General features: G+C 37.0%; 23 protein-coding genes. 11 read left to right on the top strand and 12 right to left on the bottom strand.

What is annotated here, in order from left to right; translation table 11 throughout:
- Positions 1-162: 162 nt before the first annotated feature.
- The 4 genes from BMS_RS07715 to BMS_RS07725 all read right to left on the bottom strand — a co-directional run bounded on the left by BMS_RS07715 (position 163) and on the right by BMS_RS07725 (position 3,905).
- Positions 163-1,779: a peptide chain release factor 3 gene (locus BMS_RS07715; RefSeq protein ID WP_014244247.1), complete on the bottom strand. Its 1,617-nt coding sequence runs from the start codon at positions 1,777-1,779 to the stop codon at positions 163-165.
- A 62-nt stretch (positions 1,780-1,841) separates the two neighbouring features.
- Positions 1,842-1,991 (bottom strand): DUF5989 family protein, encoded by a 150-nt coding sequence (locus BMS_RS17985; RefSeq protein WP_014244248.1) that lies wholly within the window; start codon positions 1,989-1,991, stop codon positions 1,842-1,844.
- Positions 1,988-3,262 carry an SGNH/GDSL hydrolase family protein gene (locus BMS_RS07720; protein ID WP_014244249.1) on the bottom strand — a complete coding sequence of 425 codons (1,275 nt, stop codon included), beginning with the start codon at positions 3,260-3,262 and terminating at the stop codon, positions 1,988-1,990. The genes BMS_RS17985 and BMS_RS07720 overlap by 4 nt, the downstream gene beginning before the upstream one ends.
- A gap of 70 nt (positions 3,263-3,332) precedes the next feature.
- A complete protein-coding gene (locus BMS_RS07725) occupies positions 3,333-3,905 on the bottom strand; it encodes a L,D-transpeptidase family protein (RefSeq protein WP_014244250.1) in 573 nt (190 codons plus the stop codon).
- A gap of 176 nt (positions 3,906-4,081) precedes the next feature.
- Between BMS_RS07725 and BMS_RS07730 the strand changes: the two genes are divergently transcribed.
- Positions 4,082-4,429, top strand: a complete 348-nt coding sequence (locus BMS_RS07730; protein ID WP_014244251.1) for a 4a-hydroxytetrahydrobiopterin dehydratase — start codon at positions 4,082-4,084, stop codon at positions 4,427-4,429.
- Entirely contained in the window at positions 4,430-5,005 is a 576-nt protein-coding gene (locus BMS_RS07735; protein WP_014244252.1) for an Hsp20/alpha crystallin family protein, read from the top strand.
- Here the strand turns inward: BMS_RS07735 and BMS_RS07740 are convergent.
- Positions 5,002-5,565 (bottom strand): helix-turn-helix domain-containing protein, encoded by a 564-nt coding sequence (locus BMS_RS07740; protein ID WP_044557404.1) that lies wholly within the window; start codon positions 5,563-5,565, stop codon positions 5,002-5,004. The genes BMS_RS07735 and BMS_RS07740 overlap by 4 nt on opposite strands.
- A 164-nt stretch (positions 5,566-5,729) precedes the next feature.
- Here BMS_RS07740 and BMS_RS07745 point away from each other — a divergent pair, with 164 nt between their 5' ends.
- The 3 genes from BMS_RS07745 to BMS_RS07755 are packed head-to-tail and all read left to right on the top strand — an operon-like array spanning position 5,730 to position 7,510.
- Positions 5,730-6,302, top strand: coding sequence for a superoxide dismutase (locus BMS_RS07745; RefSeq protein WP_014244254.1), 573 nt, complete (start codon positions 5,730-5,732; stop codon positions 6,300-6,302).
- 51 nt (positions 6,303-6,353) lie between these two features.
- Positions 6,354-7,085: a hypothetical protein gene (locus tag BMS_RS07750; RefSeq protein ID WP_044557405.1), complete on the top strand. Its 732-nt coding sequence runs from the start codon at positions 6,354-6,356 to the stop codon at positions 7,083-7,085.
- Positions 7,086-7,135: 50 nt separating this feature from the next.
- Complete coding sequence (locus BMS_RS07755) at positions 7,136-7,510, top strand: hypothetical protein (RefSeq protein ID WP_157868257.1); 375 nt, start codon at positions 7,136-7,138, stop codon at positions 7,508-7,510.
- Here the strand turns inward: BMS_RS07755 and BMS_RS07760 are convergent.
- Both BMS_RS07760 and BMS_RS07765 read right to left on the bottom strand, forming a co-directional pair.
- The gene (locus tag BMS_RS07760; protein WP_014244257.1) at positions 7,507-9,162 is read right to left on the bottom strand and encodes a Na/Pi cotransporter family protein; all 1,656 of its coding nucleotides are present in this window, start codon (positions 9,160-9,162) and stop codon (positions 7,507-7,509) included. The two genes, BMS_RS07755 and BMS_RS07760, sit on opposite strands and share 4 nt — an antisense overlap.
- 95 nt (positions 9,163-9,257) lie before the next feature.
- Positions 9,258-9,698, bottom strand: a complete 441-nt coding sequence (locus BMS_RS07765) for a MarR family winged helix-turn-helix transcriptional regulator (RefSeq protein WP_014244258.1) — start codon at positions 9,696-9,698, stop codon at positions 9,258-9,260.
- Positions 9,699-9,782: 84 nt separating this feature from the next.
- On the opposite strand from BMS_RS07765, the gene BMS_RS07770 reads away from it, so the two are divergent.
- The 3 genes from BMS_RS07770 (at position 9,783) to BMS_RS07780 (ending at position 12,010) form a co-directional block, all read left to right on the top strand.
- Positions 9,783-10,331 (top strand): glutathione peroxidase, encoded by a 549-nt coding sequence (locus tag BMS_RS07770; protein WP_014244259.1) that lies wholly within the window; start codon positions 9,783-9,785, stop codon positions 10,329-10,331.
- 118 nt (positions 10,332-10,449) lie between these two features.
- Positions 10,450-10,842, top strand: coding sequence for a cupredoxin domain-containing protein (locus BMS_RS07775; protein WP_014244260.1), 393 nt, complete (start codon positions 10,450-10,452; stop codon positions 10,840-10,842).
- A gap of 34 nt (positions 10,843-10,876) precedes the next feature.
- Positions 10,877-12,010 carry a CpaF family protein gene (locus BMS_RS07780; RefSeq protein ID WP_014244261.1) on the top strand — a complete coding sequence of 378 codons (1,134 nt, stop codon included), beginning with the start codon at positions 10,877-10,879 and terminating at the stop codon, positions 12,008-12,010.
- Here the strand turns inward: BMS_RS07780 and BMS_RS07785 are convergent.
- The 3 genes from BMS_RS07785 to BMS_RS07795 form a co-directional block, all read right to left on the bottom strand.
- A complete protein-coding gene (locus BMS_RS07785) occupies positions 12,007-12,255 on the bottom strand; it encodes a hypothetical protein (RefSeq protein ID WP_044557407.1) in 249 nt (82 codons plus the stop codon). The two genes, BMS_RS07780 and BMS_RS07785, sit on opposite strands and share 4 nt — an antisense overlap.
- Positions 12,256-12,326: 71 nt before the next feature.
- Positions 12,327-13,835 (bottom strand): hypothetical protein, encoded by a 1,509-nt coding sequence (locus tag BMS_RS07790; RefSeq protein WP_014244262.1) that lies wholly within the window; start codon positions 13,833-13,835, stop codon positions 12,327-12,329.
- 23 nt (positions 13,836-13,858) lie between these two features.
- On the bottom strand, positions 13,859-14,893 hold the full coding sequence (locus BMS_RS07795; protein WP_044557408.1) for a hypothetical protein: 1,035 nt from the start codon (positions 14,891-14,893) through the stop codon (positions 13,859-13,861).
- A gap of 214 nt (positions 14,894-15,107) precedes the next feature.
- Between BMS_RS07795 and BMS_RS07800 the strand changes: the two genes are divergently transcribed.
- Positions 15,108-16,484, top strand: coding sequence for a COMM domain-containing protein (locus tag BMS_RS07800; RefSeq protein ID WP_044557409.1), 1,377 nt, complete (start codon positions 15,108-15,110; stop codon positions 16,482-16,484).
- Here the strand turns inward: BMS_RS07800 and BMS_RS07805 are convergent.
- Together BMS_RS07805 and BMS_RS07810 are read right to left on the bottom strand one after the other, a co-directional pair.
- Positions 16,468-17,157: a hypothetical protein gene (locus BMS_RS07805; RefSeq protein WP_014244265.1), complete on the bottom strand. Its 690-nt coding sequence runs from the start codon at positions 17,155-17,157 to the stop codon at positions 16,468-16,470. The two genes, BMS_RS07800 and BMS_RS07805, sit on opposite strands and share 17 nt — an antisense overlap.
- The gene (locus BMS_RS07810; RefSeq protein ID WP_014244266.1) at positions 17,154-17,597 is read right to left on the bottom strand and encodes an acyl-CoA thioesterase; all 444 of its coding nucleotides are present in this window, start codon (positions 17,595-17,597) and stop codon (positions 17,154-17,156) included. The genes BMS_RS07805 and BMS_RS07810 overlap by 4 nt, the downstream gene beginning before the upstream one ends.
- A 48-nt stretch (positions 17,598-17,645) precedes the next feature.
- On the opposite strand from BMS_RS07810, the gene murI reads away from it, so the two are divergent.
- Together murI and eno are read left to right on the top strand one after the other, a co-directional pair.
- Complete coding sequence (gene murI, locus BMS_RS07815) at positions 17,646-18,416, top strand: glutamate racemase (protein WP_014244267.1); 771 nt, start codon at positions 17,646-17,648, stop codon at positions 18,414-18,416.
- 62 nt (positions 18,417-18,478) lie between these two features.
- Entirely contained in the window at positions 18,479-19,759 is a 1,281-nt protein-coding gene (gene eno, locus BMS_RS07820) for a phosphopyruvate hydratase (protein ID WP_014244268.1), read from the top strand.
- The last annotated feature ends 14 nt before the right edge of the window (positions 19,760-19,773 follow it).

Raw genomic sequence — 19,773 nt, forward strand, 5'->3', positions numbered from 1 at the left:
GAGTCTCTCCGATAATTTACTACTTTATTTTAAAGTTAGCTCACCCAACTATTAACTTTGGGTTTAAAATTAGTAACTTATCGGTTTGATAATCAAGAAACTTAAAAAAAATTGCCAATATTAGGACACAATATTGGCAATAGGTAACGTGTTTTCAATAGGTTAGTGAGACTTCTTAAAGTCAGAGGTTGTGAAGAACTCAACTTCCTCATTTTTCTCCATAACAAGCTTTAGGTCCCACTCACTTCTAACAGCAAAGCAAGGTCTAGCTTTATTGTCATAAACAATATTGATGGAATTTTTTTCAATGAATTTATCTTTTTGAATATCATTCTTAAACTTTAGCCAGCGAACACCTACGAAGCCATAGCCTTCATATTCCCCACGTACGCCATATTCATCTTCGAGACGATGCTTTACAACCTCAAACTGGAGTACTCCGACGGCCCCAAGTATTTTCTCTGGGCTAGTATGTCTTCTAAATAATTGAACAGTACCTTCTTCAGATAATTGTTGAAGTCCTTTATCGAGTTGTTTCGCTTTCATTGGATCTTTTAAAAGTACTTTTCTAAAAATCTCTGGTGCGAAGCTAGGTATACCTGTGAATTCAATTTTTTCACCGTTCGTGAAGGTGTCGCCTATTTGAAATTTTCCAGTATCGTGAAGTCCGATAATATCACCTGGGTAGGCCTTCTCTGTAATCTCTCTATCTTGAGCTTGAAAAATTAGTGGGGAAGCAATTTTAATATCTTTTCCCGTTCTTACGTGATGAATTTTAGTATTTCTCTCAAATACACCTGAGCAAACTCTCATAAAGGCCACACGGTCTCTATGTTTCTTATCCATATTTGCTTGTATCTTAAAGATGAAGCCAGAGAATTTCTTCTCATTAGGTAGAACTTCTCTAAGGTCTGAGTTTTCATCGAAGGGAGAGAGGCGAACTTCTCGTGGAGCCGGTCCTGGTCCATGAGTGGAGATCATATCTAGTGTTTCTTTTACTCCAAAATTATGAAGGGCAGTCCCAAAGAAGACTGGAGTCATGATTCCTGCTAAGAATTCTTCTTCAATAAATTCAGGCATCATTTCTTGAATCATTTCTAGATCTTCTTCAAGCTTCTCTGCTAACTCTGTACCGATATAGTCTAGAACTTCTGCAGAATGTAGGTCACTAGCATCAAGTACCTTCTCACTTTCCGGGTCATTGCCTTCGTCAAAACTTCTAATAGTCTTTGTCTTAATATCGTAGACTCCCTTGAAGTCTACACCACTTCCTACTGGCCATGTCATAGGGACACATTGAATTGAGCAAATCTTTTCAACATTATCTATCAGCTCAAATGGGTCCATAGCATCGCGATCAAATTTATTCATAAAAGTGACGATAGGTGTGTCTCTTATCCTACAAACTTCCATGAGCTTCTTTGTTTGTTCCTCTACACCTTTGGCGGAGTCAATCATCATAAGAACGGATTCAACTGCAGTGAGAGTTCTATAAGTATCCTCTGAAAAGTCCTTGTGTCCTGGAGTATCAAGTAAGTGCATGGCGCGCTGATTATATGGAAAAGACATTACAGATGATGTAATCGAGATCCCTCTCTCCTTTTCCATTTCCATCCAATCGGACTTCGCGTAATTGCCTTGCTTAGATTTTACCATCCCTGCTTCACGAACCACTCGTCCAAACCACAGAAGTTTTTCGGTCATGGTCGTCTTTCCAGCATCGGGGTGAGAGATAATTGCAAAAGTGCATCTTGGGTTTTCATTCACAGGGAGTGTCATTATTATTCCTTTATAATTTTCATTATTTATAGCTTAAATAATGACACTCGTAAATTGAAAACCTAAAAGAGAGCGTAGATGAAGGGGGTAACTGCTGGATTTCCGGCCAAAACAATTACTGTTGCTAGGAGAATGAAAAGAGTTAGTATCGGAACAAGCCAGAGCTTCTTTCTTTTCTTTAAAAATTTAAAATATTCTTTTAAAAAAATCACTCTAGATACCCTTTATTAAGAAGCGCTCTTGCTACTTCCATGGCAATGACTCTATGTCCTTTGGTTGTTAGATGCCCAAAGTCTCCTGCAAAATTATCTGTAAATAGTGTATCATAAGAATGCTCTTCTAGTTTTTCTTGAAAATTTCTTTGATTAGATATGAAGAGGTTTGGCTCGATATCTGAGTCTTCAAAGTAATTCTTTATTTGAGAAATTGGCAAGTTAGGATATTGAATTGCAATAAATGGAATCTCGCTCTTTTCTAGAATTTGTCCAATTTTTCTATAATTATTCATTGTGAATTCATCACTCTTTTTAATTTGTTTATATTCTAGTTTAAAGTGGGATAAGAGCTTTTTCCAAATTTCTTTCTTATTTTCAATTTTACTTTTAGCGTAACACTCATAGAGTCTTCTAAGAGTGAAATATGTGAGAACTTTTTTATTTTTATCTACAAACTTTGATGCCATAAAGCACCTGTCATATTGTTTTGTTTGATTCAAGTAATAGAGGTACTGATCAAGTGCTATGTTGATATTAGAGGCTCTGATTAAAGATTCTTCTAGCAATTTAAGAGGAATCGTTGCTTCACTTGCCGAGTGCATTTTATGTCGATTATATTTTTGGGCCATATAGGCCAATTGAATTGCTTGATCTCTTGGTTCTGTAATTCTATCTTCAACAGAGTTGATATATTGATTAACATCTTTTTCTTCTAAATCTCGAAGAGAGTCGGATAGTAAATTCTTAGGATGATCATGAAAGAGACAGAGTAGGTGATTTTCTCTATCTAAGTAGTGGACCTGATAGTCCATTAAAAATGGATCGATAACTTTTAAGACTTCGCTGAATAATTTAAATACTCTTAGTCTTTTCATTGAATCAATGAAACTTTTTCTATTTGGATTTATATTATATGGGGATAAATCATTTATACCCATAAGAGTAATTACGATATCTGGATCATATTTTGCTAAATTATATTTGAGTGATTTTTTCAATGCAAAAGTATTTGTCCCGGCCTTTGCCTTGTTAATAACGGAAACCTCTTTATCTTTATTGTTTAAGATTTCTTGAAGTTGAGTCGGCCATGAAGTGTGTCCTAGGTAATTTACAGAAGTTGATTCTCCAAGGACGAGTATCTTTGTCTTGCTCGGATTAAAGTCTGATTCTTGATAGAGGTCTAGAGATTTTGCAACTAGGAATAAGCTTGCTTCTGTCACACAGATAAGTAGAATAAATGTCGTTGCCCAGAATAGTATTTTCTTCAAACCAAAGTACCCTTAAGTATAAAATTTATTAGCAACAAATTAATTATAAGGGCACTCGTTTCTTTGTCAATTATGGGTAGATATTAATGGGTGTATCTTTATCTACTAATTCAAAAATTTCATCCATCTCTTCGTCTGTTACAGCGACACAACCATTTGTCCAATCAAAGAATGGGTAGAAATAATCTCGTGCCCATCTTTCAACTGTATCAGCTTCTATTCCAAGTTTTGCTGCGTAATCGCGTACTGTCTTATTAACTCTGTATGGATTTCCATGAATTAGAATCATTCCTCCAATTTCATCTTCGGGAATCCCTCTGATTTTAGCATTGTGCTTATCTTTCCAATTTGGATAATTTATTAGTAGTGATTTTGGAAAATTTGTTCTCTGTCTCTTCTTACTTATTTTATAAAAACCAACAGGTGTTTGATTATCACCTTCTCTTCTTTTTTCGTGGGCCCTAAAGAGGGGATTGTTATAGGCTATGGAGAGTTTAATATTATAGACTTTATATATTTCATTACCACTCCAGAGCTGCATTTCTCTCTTGTCTTTAAGTACAACAATTTGGGTGATCTTGTCCTTTGCAAAGCCACTAAAAGATAAGATCAGAAGTGTGATAAGTGTGCAGACTTTTTTCATAATTCCTCTAAGCCGATGGTCAAATTTTCTTAATCAGTTAAATATACTATGTATTTTCTTAGTTAGATTTATGCCTTGCTATTTTTACACCACTGTCAAATATCTAGACAGTTTTCGCCCCTTAAATATGATGAATTCTTCAATATTTAAGTGTTTACTTATGCTATAATTTTCTCATGGAAAATCTAAACGAAAAGAAATGTATTCCGTGTTCAGGTGATATTCCTCCTCTTGATATTGTTTTAAAGAGAAAGTTAAAAACACAAATCGATGGCGAATGGGAATTCACCCACAATGAAACAAGGCTTTATAGAAGTACAAAGTTTAAAGACTTTGCAACTCCTTTGGCCCTCGCTGCCGCTATAGGTGCCCTTGCCGAAGAGCAGTGGCATCACCCTGAGCTGACTATTGGCTTTGGTCATATTGACATTGAAATCTGGACACATAAAATAGATGATCTAGTAGAGAGTGATTTTATTTTCGCTGCTAAGGTAGATCAAATAATTTCCAAGGTTTTAAGTTAAGTGAAGGTTCTAGTTTTACTTTTTTTTATTTTTCCAACTCTTGCCCAAATGCCTCAAGACTTTAGAGATATACTCTCTGGTAGTGCCCTTGAACAATATGAAAAGATGATGCAGCAAATGCAAAAGGATATGGAGGCCTTAGATCAAATTCAACTTGAAGAGTATAATCAATTTTTTAATAAGAACCTTCTACTCCAATTACAAATGTTTGGAGGGCAGCGTAGTGCCTATAGTTGGAGTGAAAGTGAAAGTGAGCGTATTTTAAAATTTAGTGGACGCTTGGATGAAGAGGCACCCACAAAAATTGAAATTAAAGACGGAAATTTTGAAATCAAAGGTACTTTCATTAAAGAAACTAATACCAATGGACATAAGAATATCAGCAAGACTCTCGTAGAGTTAAAGGTTTCTCTACCTAGAGATATAGATGCTTCCAGAGTTCGCTATGAAAATAAAGAGAATCTCTTCACTGTCATTTTTCCTAAAATTGGAAAAGCTGATGCTAGTACTAGTCCAAAGAAGCCTAAGCCTCTAAGGTCACCTCTAAAAAAGAATAGTTCCGACTTAACCATCTAGCTTGGTACAACGATACTCATATAACTTGACTCACTCGCTAGAGGATTCTCGTAGGAGTGATGAACATCACCTGGAAAAGCAAGGACGTCATTTTGTAGAAGGTGAAATTTCTCTCCATTCATTCTTATAACTATCTCTCCCTTTATCACTGTCATATACTCTCTCGTACCAGCAAGGTGAGGGGTTCCTCTAAAAGTTTGTCCTGGATCTAATTTCACTCGGTCTATATCTAGTCCTTTAATTTTCTCGGGTAATAGCTTTGTTATGCTAGCACCACCTTTAATTTCTAGTGGCAGTTCATTTTCTTTTAAAAGTATAGTCTCTGGCCTAGGTGCCGAGACAAGAAGGTCGATACTTACGTTTAAGGCCTTGGCCAATTTTATAATATTTGAAAGGGATGGGTTTCCTTCTCCACTTTCTATATTGGTCAATGTTGTTCTAGGAATGCCAGAGACTTCTGAGAGTTGTTTTTGAGTATAATTTCTCTTGGCCCTTAGGAATTTAATATTGTGCGAAATATAAGAGTTAAAAGCATTGATATCTAGTTCGTTCTGAGACATTCTCACCCCCTATGTCTATATCTTGACATTTTATCTCCACTAAAATTGCTATTAAATGGGCTTAATGTCAATATATGGACATTATTATGTTATTTACTTGGAATATGAGAGAGCTTAGGTCTATAGTTATTTAACTGATTAATTTATTAAGAAAGGAGTCTTTTATGGCACACGAATTACCAAAACTGCCTTGGGCAGACAATGCACTTGAACCACACATTAGTGCTGAAACAATTAGCTTTCACTATGGTAAACACCACAATGCTTACTTAACAAAATTAAATGCTGCTATTCCAGGTACTGAATATGAGTCGATGACTCTTGAAGAAACAATTATGAAGTCTGAAGGTGGACTTTTTAATAATGCTGCTCAAGTTTGGAATCACTCTTTCTACTGGAATTGTCTTGCTCCAAACGCTGGTGGTGCTGCTACTGGTGCAGTTGCTGAGAAGATTAATGCAAAGTGGGGATCTTTTGAAAAATTCCAAGAGGACTTTACAAATGCAGCTGCAACTAACTTTGGTTCTGGTTGGACTTGGCTTGTAGAAGAAGGTGGAGAGTTAGAAATCTTCAACACTGCAAATGCTGATACTCCAATGAAGCATGGTAAGAAGGCCCTAATGACAATTGATGTTTGGGAGCACGCTTACTATGTTGATTATAGAAATGCACGTCCTAACTATATTGAAGCTTTCTGGAAGCTTGTAAATTGGGATTTTGTTAACTCAAATCTTTAATTTCTATTCTAGGCCCACTAAGTAGTGGGCCTCTTTCTTTCTAGGACATTTATGAAATCAACATTTTTTAGAAAACCACTTGAGTTCGCACTTGAGATTGAAGGTGAGAATTGGAAGCAAGGTGATCCAGTTAATGGAAGTATTTCAATTTCCAATCACTCCAACGAAGAAGTTGATTTCTCTAAATTCTCTATTTACTTGTGTAATGGAGATCTTAAGAAGATCCAAAAAGGTGACGTGAAAGGATTAGTTGTTGTTGATGAAGTTGTACTAGAGGGAAGTGATACAAGTTTTTCATTCAAGCTAGATGAGAATTCTCCTATAAGTGAAAAATCTAGTGGACCATATCTAGTCTGTGCCAAGAAAGATCAACTCTTAGAGGGAGATCTAATGGCCCTTCGAGTAGGTCCTTCTAAAATTATAAGTGAGATTCTAGAGGTCCTTGAGAATTTCATGCGCTTTAAAGTGAAGAGTTTAAAATCAAAGAAGAACTCTTTGGAAGCTCAGATTATACTTCCTAGTACAAAAGAATATAGCTCTATCGCTAATTTTAAGCTCTCCTTTGCAACAAGTGGTAGTGATATTGAATTGAATTATTTATTTAAAGTTAAGAAAGTTTCCTTTGATGGGGGAGTTGCTCAAACCAAAGATGAAACTAAGAAGTTTAAAACACTTTTAACTAGTAAAGAGTATCTTATTTATGGAGATTCTCTCAATCAAGATGCTATTACTTCAACTGTTCAAAAAACTTTGGATGAAGTTAAGCTCAAGCCCATTATTTGATGTTTAAAATTATTGCTTCAATCTATTCTTTCTTTCTACTATTTTACTTGATGTCTTATCAATTTTATTCGACTACCCAGAGAGAGGCACTTCTTTCGTTTCTCATTCTTGCAGCAGTCATCGTTATTATGGTTGCTCCTTCTTTTAGTGCAAAAGATCGTAGAGAGAAAATGAAGGATGTGAAAGAGAGAGAGTGGAAAGAGGGTGAGTATCACAACGATTTCACCAGAGTTGGCTCAGCAGAGGACTACACTCCTGTTAAACCCATCGATTTAGCTGGCGATGCTGCCCTACATGCAAGAGAGCAATTGGACGAGGACTTGAAGAGGCTTTTTCCCCCTGAAGATCTAATAGATGATCAGGGAGAAGATATTGATAGTCAGAAAATTAACGATTCAAAAAAGATCACTAAAGACGAAGACTAACTATAAGCATGGGCCACATTCTGTGTATGGCTTCTAATTTTTCTAAGGGCCACAATCATATCTGAGTATGTAAGAGCGCCAAGAGCATCGAATTCACCTTTTGAAATTCTCTCCAAGTGTTTCGCCCTAATACTTTCTGCCGTAAGCCTTAGTTGTTCTGATTTTCTCATTACAACACTGAGATCTAACTCTGCCTCGCTAGCACCTTTGATAGTATCTTCATAGAAGGTCTTCACTTCTTTGTAGTACTTGATGAACTCTTCTCTAACTTCGCCTTTTAGCATTTTCTTAATAGGTGTTCTCTCACTATAGCTAACTAATTTCTCTATATAGTCTGCAATACTTTCAAGCTCATCCACTTCTTTAAGAATTCCTCTAGCGTGAATAGATTCCTTTTCACTTAGTGGGCTCTCCATTAATTTCACTGTATAGATAGTGACTTCTTTTTGAATATTATCAGTAATGGACTCGTAGTCCTTGGCCTTAATAATGAGATCAGAATATGACTTCTTTGTATCACCTAGAAATAATTCATCTGCCAGGGCATAGAGTCTTCCCATAATATCTTTTAATTTATTCATCTCTAAATCTGCTTGGGCCAAGGCCGTCGCTGCAACCATTGTACTTGGATCTGAGAGCATGACTAGATGATGCTGTTCTTTTTGACCATTGTCTGGTGTGATCTTTGTAACAACTCTAGCGAGTATTCCTAAGAGAGGAATAAAAATAATTGTAGCTGTGACATTAAAGATTGTATGTCCTGTAGCAATGTGAACAGCAATATTTTCAAATTCTCCAGCGGCATTTCTTAGATTGGCCTCGCCCGGAACAACCCAGTCGATGAAGTTTACATAGATAGGAAAGAAGCTAAAGACGATAAGTACACCAAGAGCATTGAAAATTGCGTGGGCCCTTGCCGATCTCTTTGCCGTGACGTTAGCTCCAACACTTGCAAGTAGTGCTGTAATTGTCGTACCGATATTTTCTCCAAGAACGAGTGCTGCCGCTGTGTGAAATTCAATGACACCACTTGTGGCCATGGCCATAGTAATACCTAGCATGGCCGAAGAGGATTGAATCACTACTGTAAGAATACAACCTACAATAATACAGGCAAAATAAGAGCTGTAATTTTGTGCAGAAAAGTAGCTAATCATATCCAGAAATTCTGGCATTGTTCTAAGAGGTTTAAAGGCGGCAGACATTATGTCTAGTCCAAAGAAAATCATCCCAACACTAAAGAGGATTCTCCCTATTTGTCTCGCTTTATTAGTTTTTCCAAAGAGTAGGGGAAAGATTCCTAGTCCTATGAGAAGGAGACCATACTTTCCAATCTTAATAGAGATGATCCAACCCGTGATTGTTGTCCCGACATTGGCCCCTAAGATCACGCCTATGGCCTGGGTCAAGTTCATAAGGCCTGCGTTTACAAAGCCTACCACCATAACAGTTGTCACCGATGAACTTTGAACAAGGATAGTGACTAGTGTTCCAACAATGACTGCTGAAATTCTATTCTTTGTAATTGTATTAATCGCAGTTTTAACGACATCTCCGGCCACTGACTGTAGGCCTTCGGACATATTCTTCATGCCGTAAAAGAAAATACCAAGTCCACCAAGGACGGTGTAGATGATTTTAAATGCTTCCAATTTTCCACCTAGATAATTTGTATTGTTAGGCTAAGATTAGGGTTTTGTTAGGGTTTTGTCACGGTTGGAGTGAGAGATACTGAAAATAATATAAGTTATTCGCTCTTTGCTAAGTCGCAATTCATCTTATCTAAGAGTTCAATGAGCTTGAGACCGTTCTCATAGTCTAGGGACTCTAAGCAAGACCACATTTTCTGTGGGACAGAGAGTGCCTTATCCTTTAGGGAGAGCCCTTTCTCGCTTAGATTGATGATGCGCTTTCTCTTATCTTCTTTATCTTTATGAATCTTTATAATTTTCTTCTTCTCTAATTTAGTGAGCATTAGGCTAAGGGAGCCAGCATCGATACCGGTCATCTCTATAAGTTCCTGAATAGGGATAGAGTCCTTTTCCCACAAGGCCATGAGCACGACGTATTGGGGGTAAGTTAGATCAAGCTCTGCCAACATTGGTCGGTAAACCCGTGTCATGGCATTGGAGGCCATATAGAGTCTATGGCAAATTTGATTCTTAAGCTTGAGGTTATCGTAATTCATAGCTTTATTATACTTTGTATACAAATTAGTTGCAAGGGGTGGAGTTTTGAAATATAATTTGTATGCAAACTAAATGGAGGGCATATGAGCAATTTACTAGATATTAAATTTAAGAATAATAAGAATGAAGAAGTCAGCATTAAAGACTTTGATGCTAAGGCGTATCTCATCGTTAACGTGGCTTCAAAGTGCGGCCTAACACCACAGTATGAAGGTCTTCAATCTCTTTACTCAGAGTATAAAGACAAAGGTCTAGAAATTTTGGCCTTCCCTGCCAATGAATTCCTTGGGCAGGAGCCAGGAAGTGATGAAGAAATCCAAAGCTTTTGTTCTCTAACTTATAATGTAACATTTCCTGTTAACTCAAAAATTATTGTTAAAGGTGAGGGACAGCACGAACTTTATAAGGAATTAACTAATGCTAAAGTTGATTATACAAAGAATGAAGATGGAAAGTTTGAAACGCTTCTCACAGAGAAAGGCCTAATTACAGGTGGAGAAGAAGATATTAAGTGGAACTTTGAGAAATTCCTTGTCTCTAAGGACGGCGAAGTTGTTTCTAGATTCTTCCCAGATGTAGAGGCCAGTGATGTGAGGCTAAAAGAGGCCCTAGAAAATTTAATAAATTCGTAAAGTTATAAAATAACCAACGCATAAGCTAAAGTATTTAACCTACTCCACCGATAACTAATCAAAGGAGTAGGTTATTAAAAATCTAGCAATTTTACTTACATTCTTAGCTTCCTTAAATGTGTACTCTCTAGAAGAGACATATTTACAAGGCGAAAAATTCAATAATCCAAAGAGATTACAATCTGTAATTGTGACTCATGAAGGATTTTATCCCAATGTTATTCATCTCTTTAGTGGTGAGACTTTGAACTTATTCGTCACGTCTACGACCAATAAACCTAGTTGTCTTACCATTCCCAATAAGAGTGTTTTCCTTTCAGCAAATAAGGGCCAAGTGTCTGAAAGCACTATTGTTTTCTCCACACCAGGGGTCTATGAAATTAATTGTCCCGTGGGGGGAATTAAAGGAAAAATTGTTGTTCAAGAGCACCCATTAGTGCGCCGTGAGCGTATCCGCAGAGAGATCGCCTCTGAAAAAAGAGTAAAGATTTGGCGCCCAAGAGACGAATAGTAGGTGTAGAATAGACTTTTAACAAAGGGTTAGAATGTCATCAGTTTTTAGTGATGCTATATCATCGTTTCTTGCACCAATTGTAGACCTCCTCGAAGACGAAGGTGTTTCTGAGGTTATGATTAATGGTCCAAGCGAAATCTTTGTTGAAAAGAAAGGTCTAGTCTTTAAAGTTCCAAATACATTTCATAGTGAAGATGCACTGATTTCGGCCATGAGAGCAATTGCTCAGTCTGTGGGGAGAGTCTTTGACGACGATAACCCACGTCTAGATGCAAGACTTCCTGATGGTTCAAGAATTCACGCTGTTCTTCCTCCTATGTCAAAGAATGGAACGACTGTTGCCATTAGAAAATTCTCTAAAGAAAAGTTAACGATTAATGACCTTATTAAATTTGGATCTCTCTCAAAAGATGCTGCGAGATTTTTAGATATTTGTATTTATCTTGGTAAGAACTTAATTGTCTCTGGCGGAACTGGTTCTGGTAAGACGACTATGCTCAATGTTCTTGGATCTAGAATCCCTAAGACTCAGCGATTAATTATTATTGAAGATGCGGCCGAGCTTCAAGTTAAGGCGGAACACGTAGTAAACTTTGAAACAAGAAAGGCTGATCCGACTAAGGGGACAACTGAGGTTACGATTAGAGATCTCGTGATCAGCTCCATGAGACTTAGGCCGGATAGAATTATAGTTGGGGAAGTTAGGGGTGATGAGGCCCTAGATCTGATTCAGGTTATGAATACCGGTCACGATGGTTCAATGGGAACAGTGCACGCAAATAATCCTGAAGATGCCTGTACCAGACTTGAGACTCTCTGCTTAATGGGTGATACAAAAATACCACCTGATGCTGTTAGAAAAATGGTAGGCTCAGCGATGCAAATTGTTGTTCAATGTAGCCGTTACCATGATGGGGGACGTAGAACGTCTCATATTTCTGAAATTCTTGGTATCGATGAACATGGTAATTATATAAGTCGTGATATCTTTCGCTGGGTTCAGACGGGAAAAGATCCTGAGACTGGAAAGTATATTGGAGAAATGGTTCCTTGTAATTATGTACCAAGTTTCTTCGAAGATATCGTTGTCAATAAATTACCATTTCCAAAGAGTAATTTCATTGCTCCGGATTGGCTCAATAAGTTGAAGAAGGATGCCGCTTAGATATCGACTTCGATACCTTCGTCATTAATTTCAAAAACAAAGAAGTCTTTTTCTAATTCAATGGTCTTTTCTACGATTTCTCTCATATCTTCATGATCGAGTTCAGGATCAAGGTCATAATCGTTAGAGAAACAAGTCACAGTGGTGACGGCCATCTTATAATCATCAGGAGATTTAAAGTTCTTAACTTCAAACTTTAATAAATAAGATTGGGAGAATTTATCAATATCTACATCAACTTTCATATTTGTAATTATAGTTAAATTTCTTAAAGAGAAAACAAAAAAAGAGTAAAAAACTTACTCTTTTTCTAGGCCTATCTTCTAAAGTCTTTACCAAATATGAGATCAATTTTCTCTTCTGGTGTTAAGAAATCATGTTCACCAGTTCTAATTGTCATATACTCTGTATTGAATAGAAGTTGATCTTGTACATAACTCTTAAATTCCTTTTGCATCCATTCGTGCTTAAGTAGATTTCTTAGAGCATCATTTGTCTTAAAATCAGTGTACTCAGCAAATTCTACTCTTACTGGTAAAGTACTTTCAAAGGCCTGCTTTCTTATTTGAAACTTAATTGAAAAAACAGAGAGCTCAACCAAAGCTTTTTCAACTTCATTTAAGTTTTCATAATTAAGAGCACTCATTAGGTGTGTCTCAAGGGCTTCGCTTAATACTTCTTTAGAATCAGAGCTAGCAATAATTTGATTTTTAAATTTAATCGTTTCTTCTCTTAGAGAGTCATTAATCCCTTTTGCCATCTCACTAATTGATTTTTCTAACGATGACTCTTTAGACTTAGCAGCTAATTTAGCAATGAGTGCACTCATATAGCTTGCAAAGTTAGACTTATCTTTGATGTAGATCTCAGTATACTTCTTTGCTAAGTCATTGAGCTGCTCAGTAGTTAAATTCTTCTTAAGAATCTCCTCACTCTTTTTGTGATAGCTCGTTGCTCTTTCCCAATTCTTCTCAGTGATATTATGAAGTATTTCATCAGCTCTATTTTGCAGTGGGAAGTCTTTCTTGATATTTCTAACTGGAGAGCTATCGATTTGTGTATTGCTAATTTCTTTAACAACAATTTTCCAGTCACTATTTTGATTTAAAAGTGTGTAAAGTGCTTGGTGTGTTAATTTCTTATTTTCAATATTCTTGGCCACCTGAGCTCTTAAGTCTTTGTAACGGTCATTTAGAGCTAAGTAGTCAGTGTGATAGTATTTTTGATTTCTAAGAGCAATATAAGCTTCATAATTCTTTACTTCTTTTAAAAATAGCTCAGTTTTAATACGAGCCTTTTGGTCTTCGTACCAACGCCAATAGACATCAGTTGCTGACTCACCACTTTGGTGAGGGTAGGCCTGAGAGATAAGGAATTCTCCAAATTGTTCTCTCGATTTTACGATTCCAATTCCTGTGTCAAGAAGATGTCTTAGAACTTTTGTCTCATTATCTTGAATAGCTTTGTAGAAAGTGTCTTCTGTAACTTTAAAGGCGACACGCTTACTACCATGTTTTCTTTGATGGTCTTTTTGCATCATATGCGCATAGATGAGCTGACCAGCAGACTTATTAAAATTCTTTTTAGCAATTTCACTCTTTAGCTTTTGATACTCAGAGTAGTTCTTATTTGCTCTTTTAAAGAGAATCGTTTTTAGAGAATCGCTAATTTGTGTATGCTCAATAAATTGATCTACGTCATAATTTGTGATGACTTCATTTCCAACACTTGTTACTTTCCACGCAATGAGCTCTTTCTCTCTTGCACTAGTAAAAGGTGAGGCTAGAATTCCTGTTAAGCATATGAGTGTGGCGATTCTCTTCATAATTCTTCTCTCTTAATTAATTATTATTCTGCTCCAAAGAGGTAGTTTTCATTTTCACTATAGCCAGTATTTCCAAAACGGTATGTGAAAGTGATTCCAAAACTTAAGTCGCTATCTCTTTGATCTACGTAATTTGTATATCTAACCTCAGCCCCAACAGAGAGGTTTCTTGTTAGCTCTGTCTTGACACCAGCTCCAATTTGGTGAAGCTCTTCTTCAACATAATTATATTCAACAACCACAGCAGTTGATTCAGCAATTTGGTATTGACCACCAACAGTGATGGCAAAATCTGAGTTTGGATATTCTGGGTTATTTGAAAAGAGAACACCTTCTACCCAACCGACAAGACTTCCGTCTTCTGATTCCCCGATAAGGCCAATACTTGTTCTCTTTTCCGTTCCTGAATTTAAATGGTCATTACCCTGTCTTGAATGTGATGCCGTTAGGAGCCACTGCTCTGTAAGCATCTTACTCATTCTAATAGACATTCCATCTATCTTTCCAATTTCCATATCTCCAGCTTCTGATTCAAAAGCCGAAATTTCTACTTGATCAAATAGTCCTAGAAGACCTTCTGTCAGATCTACAGTTAAACCATAGACCTCATCAATCTCTTGTAACTCTACAAGTGGGTTACTTCTAAACATTGGCATGGCTTGAACATTTTGACCAAATGGAATAGGTTGCTTACCTACAATGATTGCAATAGGAGTTCCACCAACTTCTCTAATTTCAATATACGCTTCTGAAACAAATGCTCCTAAATCGAAATCTTCGTTTAATTGAACATCGTTATTTTGAAACATTTCTTCGAGCTTACCAGTAAGTACAAGACGAACTTTCTCTCTCCACTCAGTGGCCAGTGAAACGTAAGAACCTTCTAAATTAATTCCTGTCCCGTTAGCTCTAGCATCCACTAGGTTTGTGTTTACCTCTGCATCGTACTCAATAGTAAAGTCATCACCTAAGTAAATAGGTTCTACTTCCTGTGCACTAGAGGCCATCGAAAATGTCATAGTACTTAGTAGGAGTGGGATCATTAATTTCTTTTTCACGTAAGGCTCCATTGCTGAAATCTGTTTTCAATTCATTTTTATTTAGATCGATTGTATAGGAATGTGTTGTGCGCCGCATTGTGGTGTGTACAATTTACACTGCCTATCTATCTTTATGACACTATTTAAGTCGTTGAATTTATGTGAGCAACTAAAGACAATTAAAGATTTCTTGCCTTTTAGCCGATCAATTAGCTCGGGTAAGGTGAGATTAATGAAGAAATTGTCATTTATGTTTTTTTTATTTACATCAACAAATCTCCTAGCTTCGGATATTACTTTCCGTGTTGATGATAAGAAATATGAGCTAAAAGCTAGGGGCGCTAGTGGTCAGGGACTCTTTAAAGACGGAAAGTTTATTAAGTTCTTCCCTGTGAACTCCAGGCAGAATCTAGAGAGTATGCTCGAAGATTTAGATGAATTGGGAATTCCCAAAGAGCATAAAACGACTCTATCAAAGAATTTTAATGATTCTCTAAAGCCCGCCAGTGACGAAGAGCTCATTGCTACCTCTATTGCATTATCTAAAGTTGCAAGTGAGGCCCTTAGCGAGCCTGAAGTTGAATGTAACGAAGAGAATGGCCAAGTCACAAATATTATCCCAAAACCAAAGCATGAAGAAACAATTTATTGTGAGTGTGAAATGCCAGAAGGGGTTAGTGCGTCTATTGGCTCACAGAAAGTTCCATCTTTTGAAGGAGAGTATTGGGATGATTACTCACTTCTTGGAGAAATAAAATCCAGCTCTCTTACTATAAATACTACCAATGACAATCACCTGCATGGGGTTTATGGAGCATTAGGAGGTGGTGGAGATGGGAATGATAGGGGAAGAACCTTTGGCCTAAATATTGACTATAAGTTAGTTGGCGATGAGGGAGAGTTTAGAACAAGTTTTGAATCTGTAATCTTTACGGAATTAAATGAAGCAGAGGAAAATAGGTTTTATATAAATGATGAGGGAGAGTTTCTACAAAACCTTATCGAGAGAAACCGCTTAGACTTAAGTTTAAGAAAGAAGTACGACGTAGATAAGTATTACATTGCAGGTATTGAGTTAGAACAGATAACAGATGATGGAAATATATCAGGACCCATTCAACAGGCCTGGCATAAATTGTCTGCCACTCGAAATATTCAATATGATAATCAAGATTTCAGAGGCAATGAAGTGAACTTAACTCTCTATGGTGGTTTAGGAAGAGAGTGGGTAAGTGATCTTGGAAATTGGAAGTGTACATCACGCCTTGAAGGTACTCTCGGTCATAATATTTTAGATACGAGTGATGCCTATGCGAAGGTACGTGGAGAGGTTGAATTAAATAGTAACGAATTATTCGGTGGAACTAAAGAGAATCCTTTTGTATTAGTTTCTCTCTGGGCCAGTGGAAGTTTAGAAACTAAGAGTGCTCCTGAAAAACAAGCGGGGATTAAGATGTCCTTTCCTGTTGAAGTTGGGAAATGGGAAGTTAAACCTCATGTCGGTTTTTCCATCAAAGATGAGAAAGAAGATCGCTACTTCACACAAAAGCAATCAACTAAGCTTGAGCCGGAGTCACATATTGGAATTACTTTTAGTCGAAAATTCTAAATTCACTTTTCTTAAAAACTTCAAATATGAGTTTGATAAATTCATCTAGAATGAGTGGGCGATTATTATAGAATTCTCCACTATAGCTTGGCTCTTTTGAATGACCTCGCTCAAAGTTCTTGTCATCATAAACACTGAGATAGATTTTTCCATTCTCTAGAAATGTTAGTGAATAATCTAGGTTATAACACTGAAGGCGAATATTATAATCTTGATGACCAGGCCTTACACCCATAAATATTTTTGCATTTATACTGAGATGCTCTTCAGAGCTAGCTTTTTTTAGAGACTCTTTAAGGACATGATTTGTAACCTTGAGCCACTCTTCGCCTTTTCTCTCCCCGTCATCTGGATTTTGAATATTGGGAAAGAGGTGGATGAGCTCTTTTGCTCTTTCAAAAGAAGTGAGTATCTTCTCTTGAATTTGTTGCTCAATAAGATCTTTAAGCTTTTGATCACTTTTAAAGCTCTTTGTTTTCTTGTCTCTACTGGTTAGAATTGTTTTATTTTGACTATAGTTAAGTCCTATTTGAGATTCATCACTAAAGAGCCAGACCGTTTTTAATTCTTTGTGATCGAGATCGACACTAAAGTATATTGGCTGTTCACAGTCTACTTGTTCTTCAAACTTCTTTAAAAATTTATTGCCAAGGCCTAGGAGTTTACTAATCACAACTCTCTCTCCTTAATCTCTTTTAAATAGTCTAGAAAACTAGAGCTAGCACTTGTAATGGACTGAGTTTGATAGTCAAAAAATAAAAGTGCCGTTTTAACTCTTGCTATCTCTGCTCCACTTTCTGTGTTGGAAATAGAGTAGTAGAGTGAAAAGGATTTCGAATTAAATTCTCCAAGAGAGAGATCAATTTGAATGGAGTCTCCAACATATCCCTGTGACTTATACATGATCATGGCATCTGCTTGAATAAGGGCCTTTCCGTCTATATCGAGCTCAGTGTGATTATTTTCTCTCAACCACCTCACTCTGGCCTCATGACATAGTGTTAAGACTTTATCGTTGGCGAGGTGGTTACCATAATTCATATGTTCTACGTGCAGCTCTAATGACCACGAAAAAAATGTTCTACCTTGAATTTTAAATTTTACTCTATCCACACTATCACCTTATTGATCAATGGCATGATTCTAGGCTATATTAAGTAAATGGGCCAAAGAAAAGCATTATCTATAGGTATTTTTGATTCAGGTATTGGAGGATTTTCAATCTTAAAGAAAATTCATGAACTAGCGCCTGAGTTAGAGGTCTATTATATTGCTGATCAGGGCTTTGCTCCCTATGGAAATAAATCTAGAAAAGAGGTGATCGATCGCTGTCACTACCTTTGCCATGAACTCATGAAATTTGATTTAGATTTAATTGTCGTTGCCTGTAATACGGCAACAGGTGTGGCCATTGATGAGCTTAGAAATACTTTTACCATTCCGTTTGTAGGGGTAGAGCCATTTGTAAATGCATTGTCTAAGCACACTTGGAAAGAGAGTGATAGGGCCTGTGTTATTACCACTGAATTAATGTCCAAGAGTGAGCGCTTTCAAAAACTTGTTAATAGACTTGACCCAGATAAGCGACTCTTCTACAAAGTCACTCCAGGACTTGCTACAATAGTTGAAGACTTCTTTATTAATAAGAATGAAGAAGAACTCAATCTAAAACTTAAGGAAGAGCTATCATTTGTGGGGGAGAGTTCTTACTCTCATCTTATTCTTGGTTGCACACACTATCCCCTGATTGCTAAGTATATTGAAGCAACTACAGGAGCAAGTGTTCTCTCTCCATGTCTCTATGTGGCCAATAGAGTTCTCTCCCTTTTAGATTTAAGTTCAGGTGAGAATTCTGAGACATTCCAATTTGCAAGCACCGCTAAGGAAGATGTCCTACGCTTTGTGTCCAAAGATTTTTCCAATTTGCCCTAGTAATTGCTACCGTGGCCTTGTAAAATTCTATTCATTATTTTCTTAATCACTATGGGGGAACCATGTCAAAGATAACAAATATATTTGCGAGACAAATTTTAGACTCTAGAGGAAATCCTACTGTTGAAGTAGATGTCTTTACTGAAGCTGGGAATATGGGAAGAGCTGCCGTTCCAAGTGGTGCTTCTACTGGTTCACGTGAAGCCTTAGAGCTAAGAGATGGAGATAAGTCGTACTATGTTGGTAAGTCGGTAAGAAAGGCCGTTGCCAATATCAATGAATTAATTAAAGACGTTGTTCTTGGTATGGACTCATGTGCTCAAAGAGAAATAGATCTGGCCATGCTTGAATTAGATGGTACAGAGAATAAATCTAAACTAGGTGCCAACGCTATTTTAGCTGTTTCTATGGCAGCTTGTAGGGCAGGTGCTCTAGATAGTGGAAAGCCGCTTTACCTTTATATGAGTGAAACACTAAATATTCCTAATCCAGTCGGGAAGATGAGACTACCTGCTCCTCTTATGAATATTATTAACGGTGGTGAGCACGCATCAAATAACTTAGATATTCAAGAATTCATGATTGTGCCTCATTTAAAGTCTTCATTTTCAGAAAATTTCAGAGCTGGTGTCGAGATCTTTCACGCACTAAAGACTGTCCTTAGCAAACAAAATTACTCAACTAATGTGGGAGACGAAGGTGGCTTTGCACCAAATCTTGGCTCACACGAAGAGGCCATTGATTGCATTATTTCGGCCATCAAAAATGCGGGCTATAAACCAGGTGAAGAAATCTCTATCTCACTGGATTCTGCAGCTAGTGAATTCTATAAAGACGGTGTCTATAAGATGCAAGGAAAGAGCTTTACAAGTGAAGAAATGGTCAAATATTACTCAGATTTATGTGAAAAGTATCCGATCTACTCTATAGAAGATGGTTTGGATGAGTCTGACTATAATGGTTGGATAAAATTAAATGAGGCCCTAGCTGAGAAGATTCTCTTAATTGGTGACGATCTCTTTGTGACTAATAAGAAAATTCTTGCAGAGGGAATTGAGAAGAAATGGGCCAACTCTATTTTAGTTAAAGTCAATCAAATAGGATCTTTAACTGAAACATTTGAGGCCATTGATCTCGCATTTAAAAATAATTACCAAGCCGTAATTTCTCACCGCTCTGGTGAAACGGGAGACGCTTTTATTGCTGATCTCGCAGTTGCTTGTGGATCAGGTCATATTAAGACTGGTTCAGCTTCAAGATCAGATCGTATTGAGAAGTATAACCAACTTCTAAGAATTGAAGAGGCTCTTGGAGAGGCGGCCATTTACGAACCAGTAAAGTAGGCCATAACCGACAG

Origin of the sequence: Halobacteriovorax marinus SJ, from assembly GCF_000210915.2 — a bacterium.
Taxonomy (GTDB): Bacteria; Bdellovibrionota; Bacteriovoracia; order Bacteriovoracales; family Bacteriovoracaceae; genus Halobacteriovorax; species Halobacteriovorax marinus.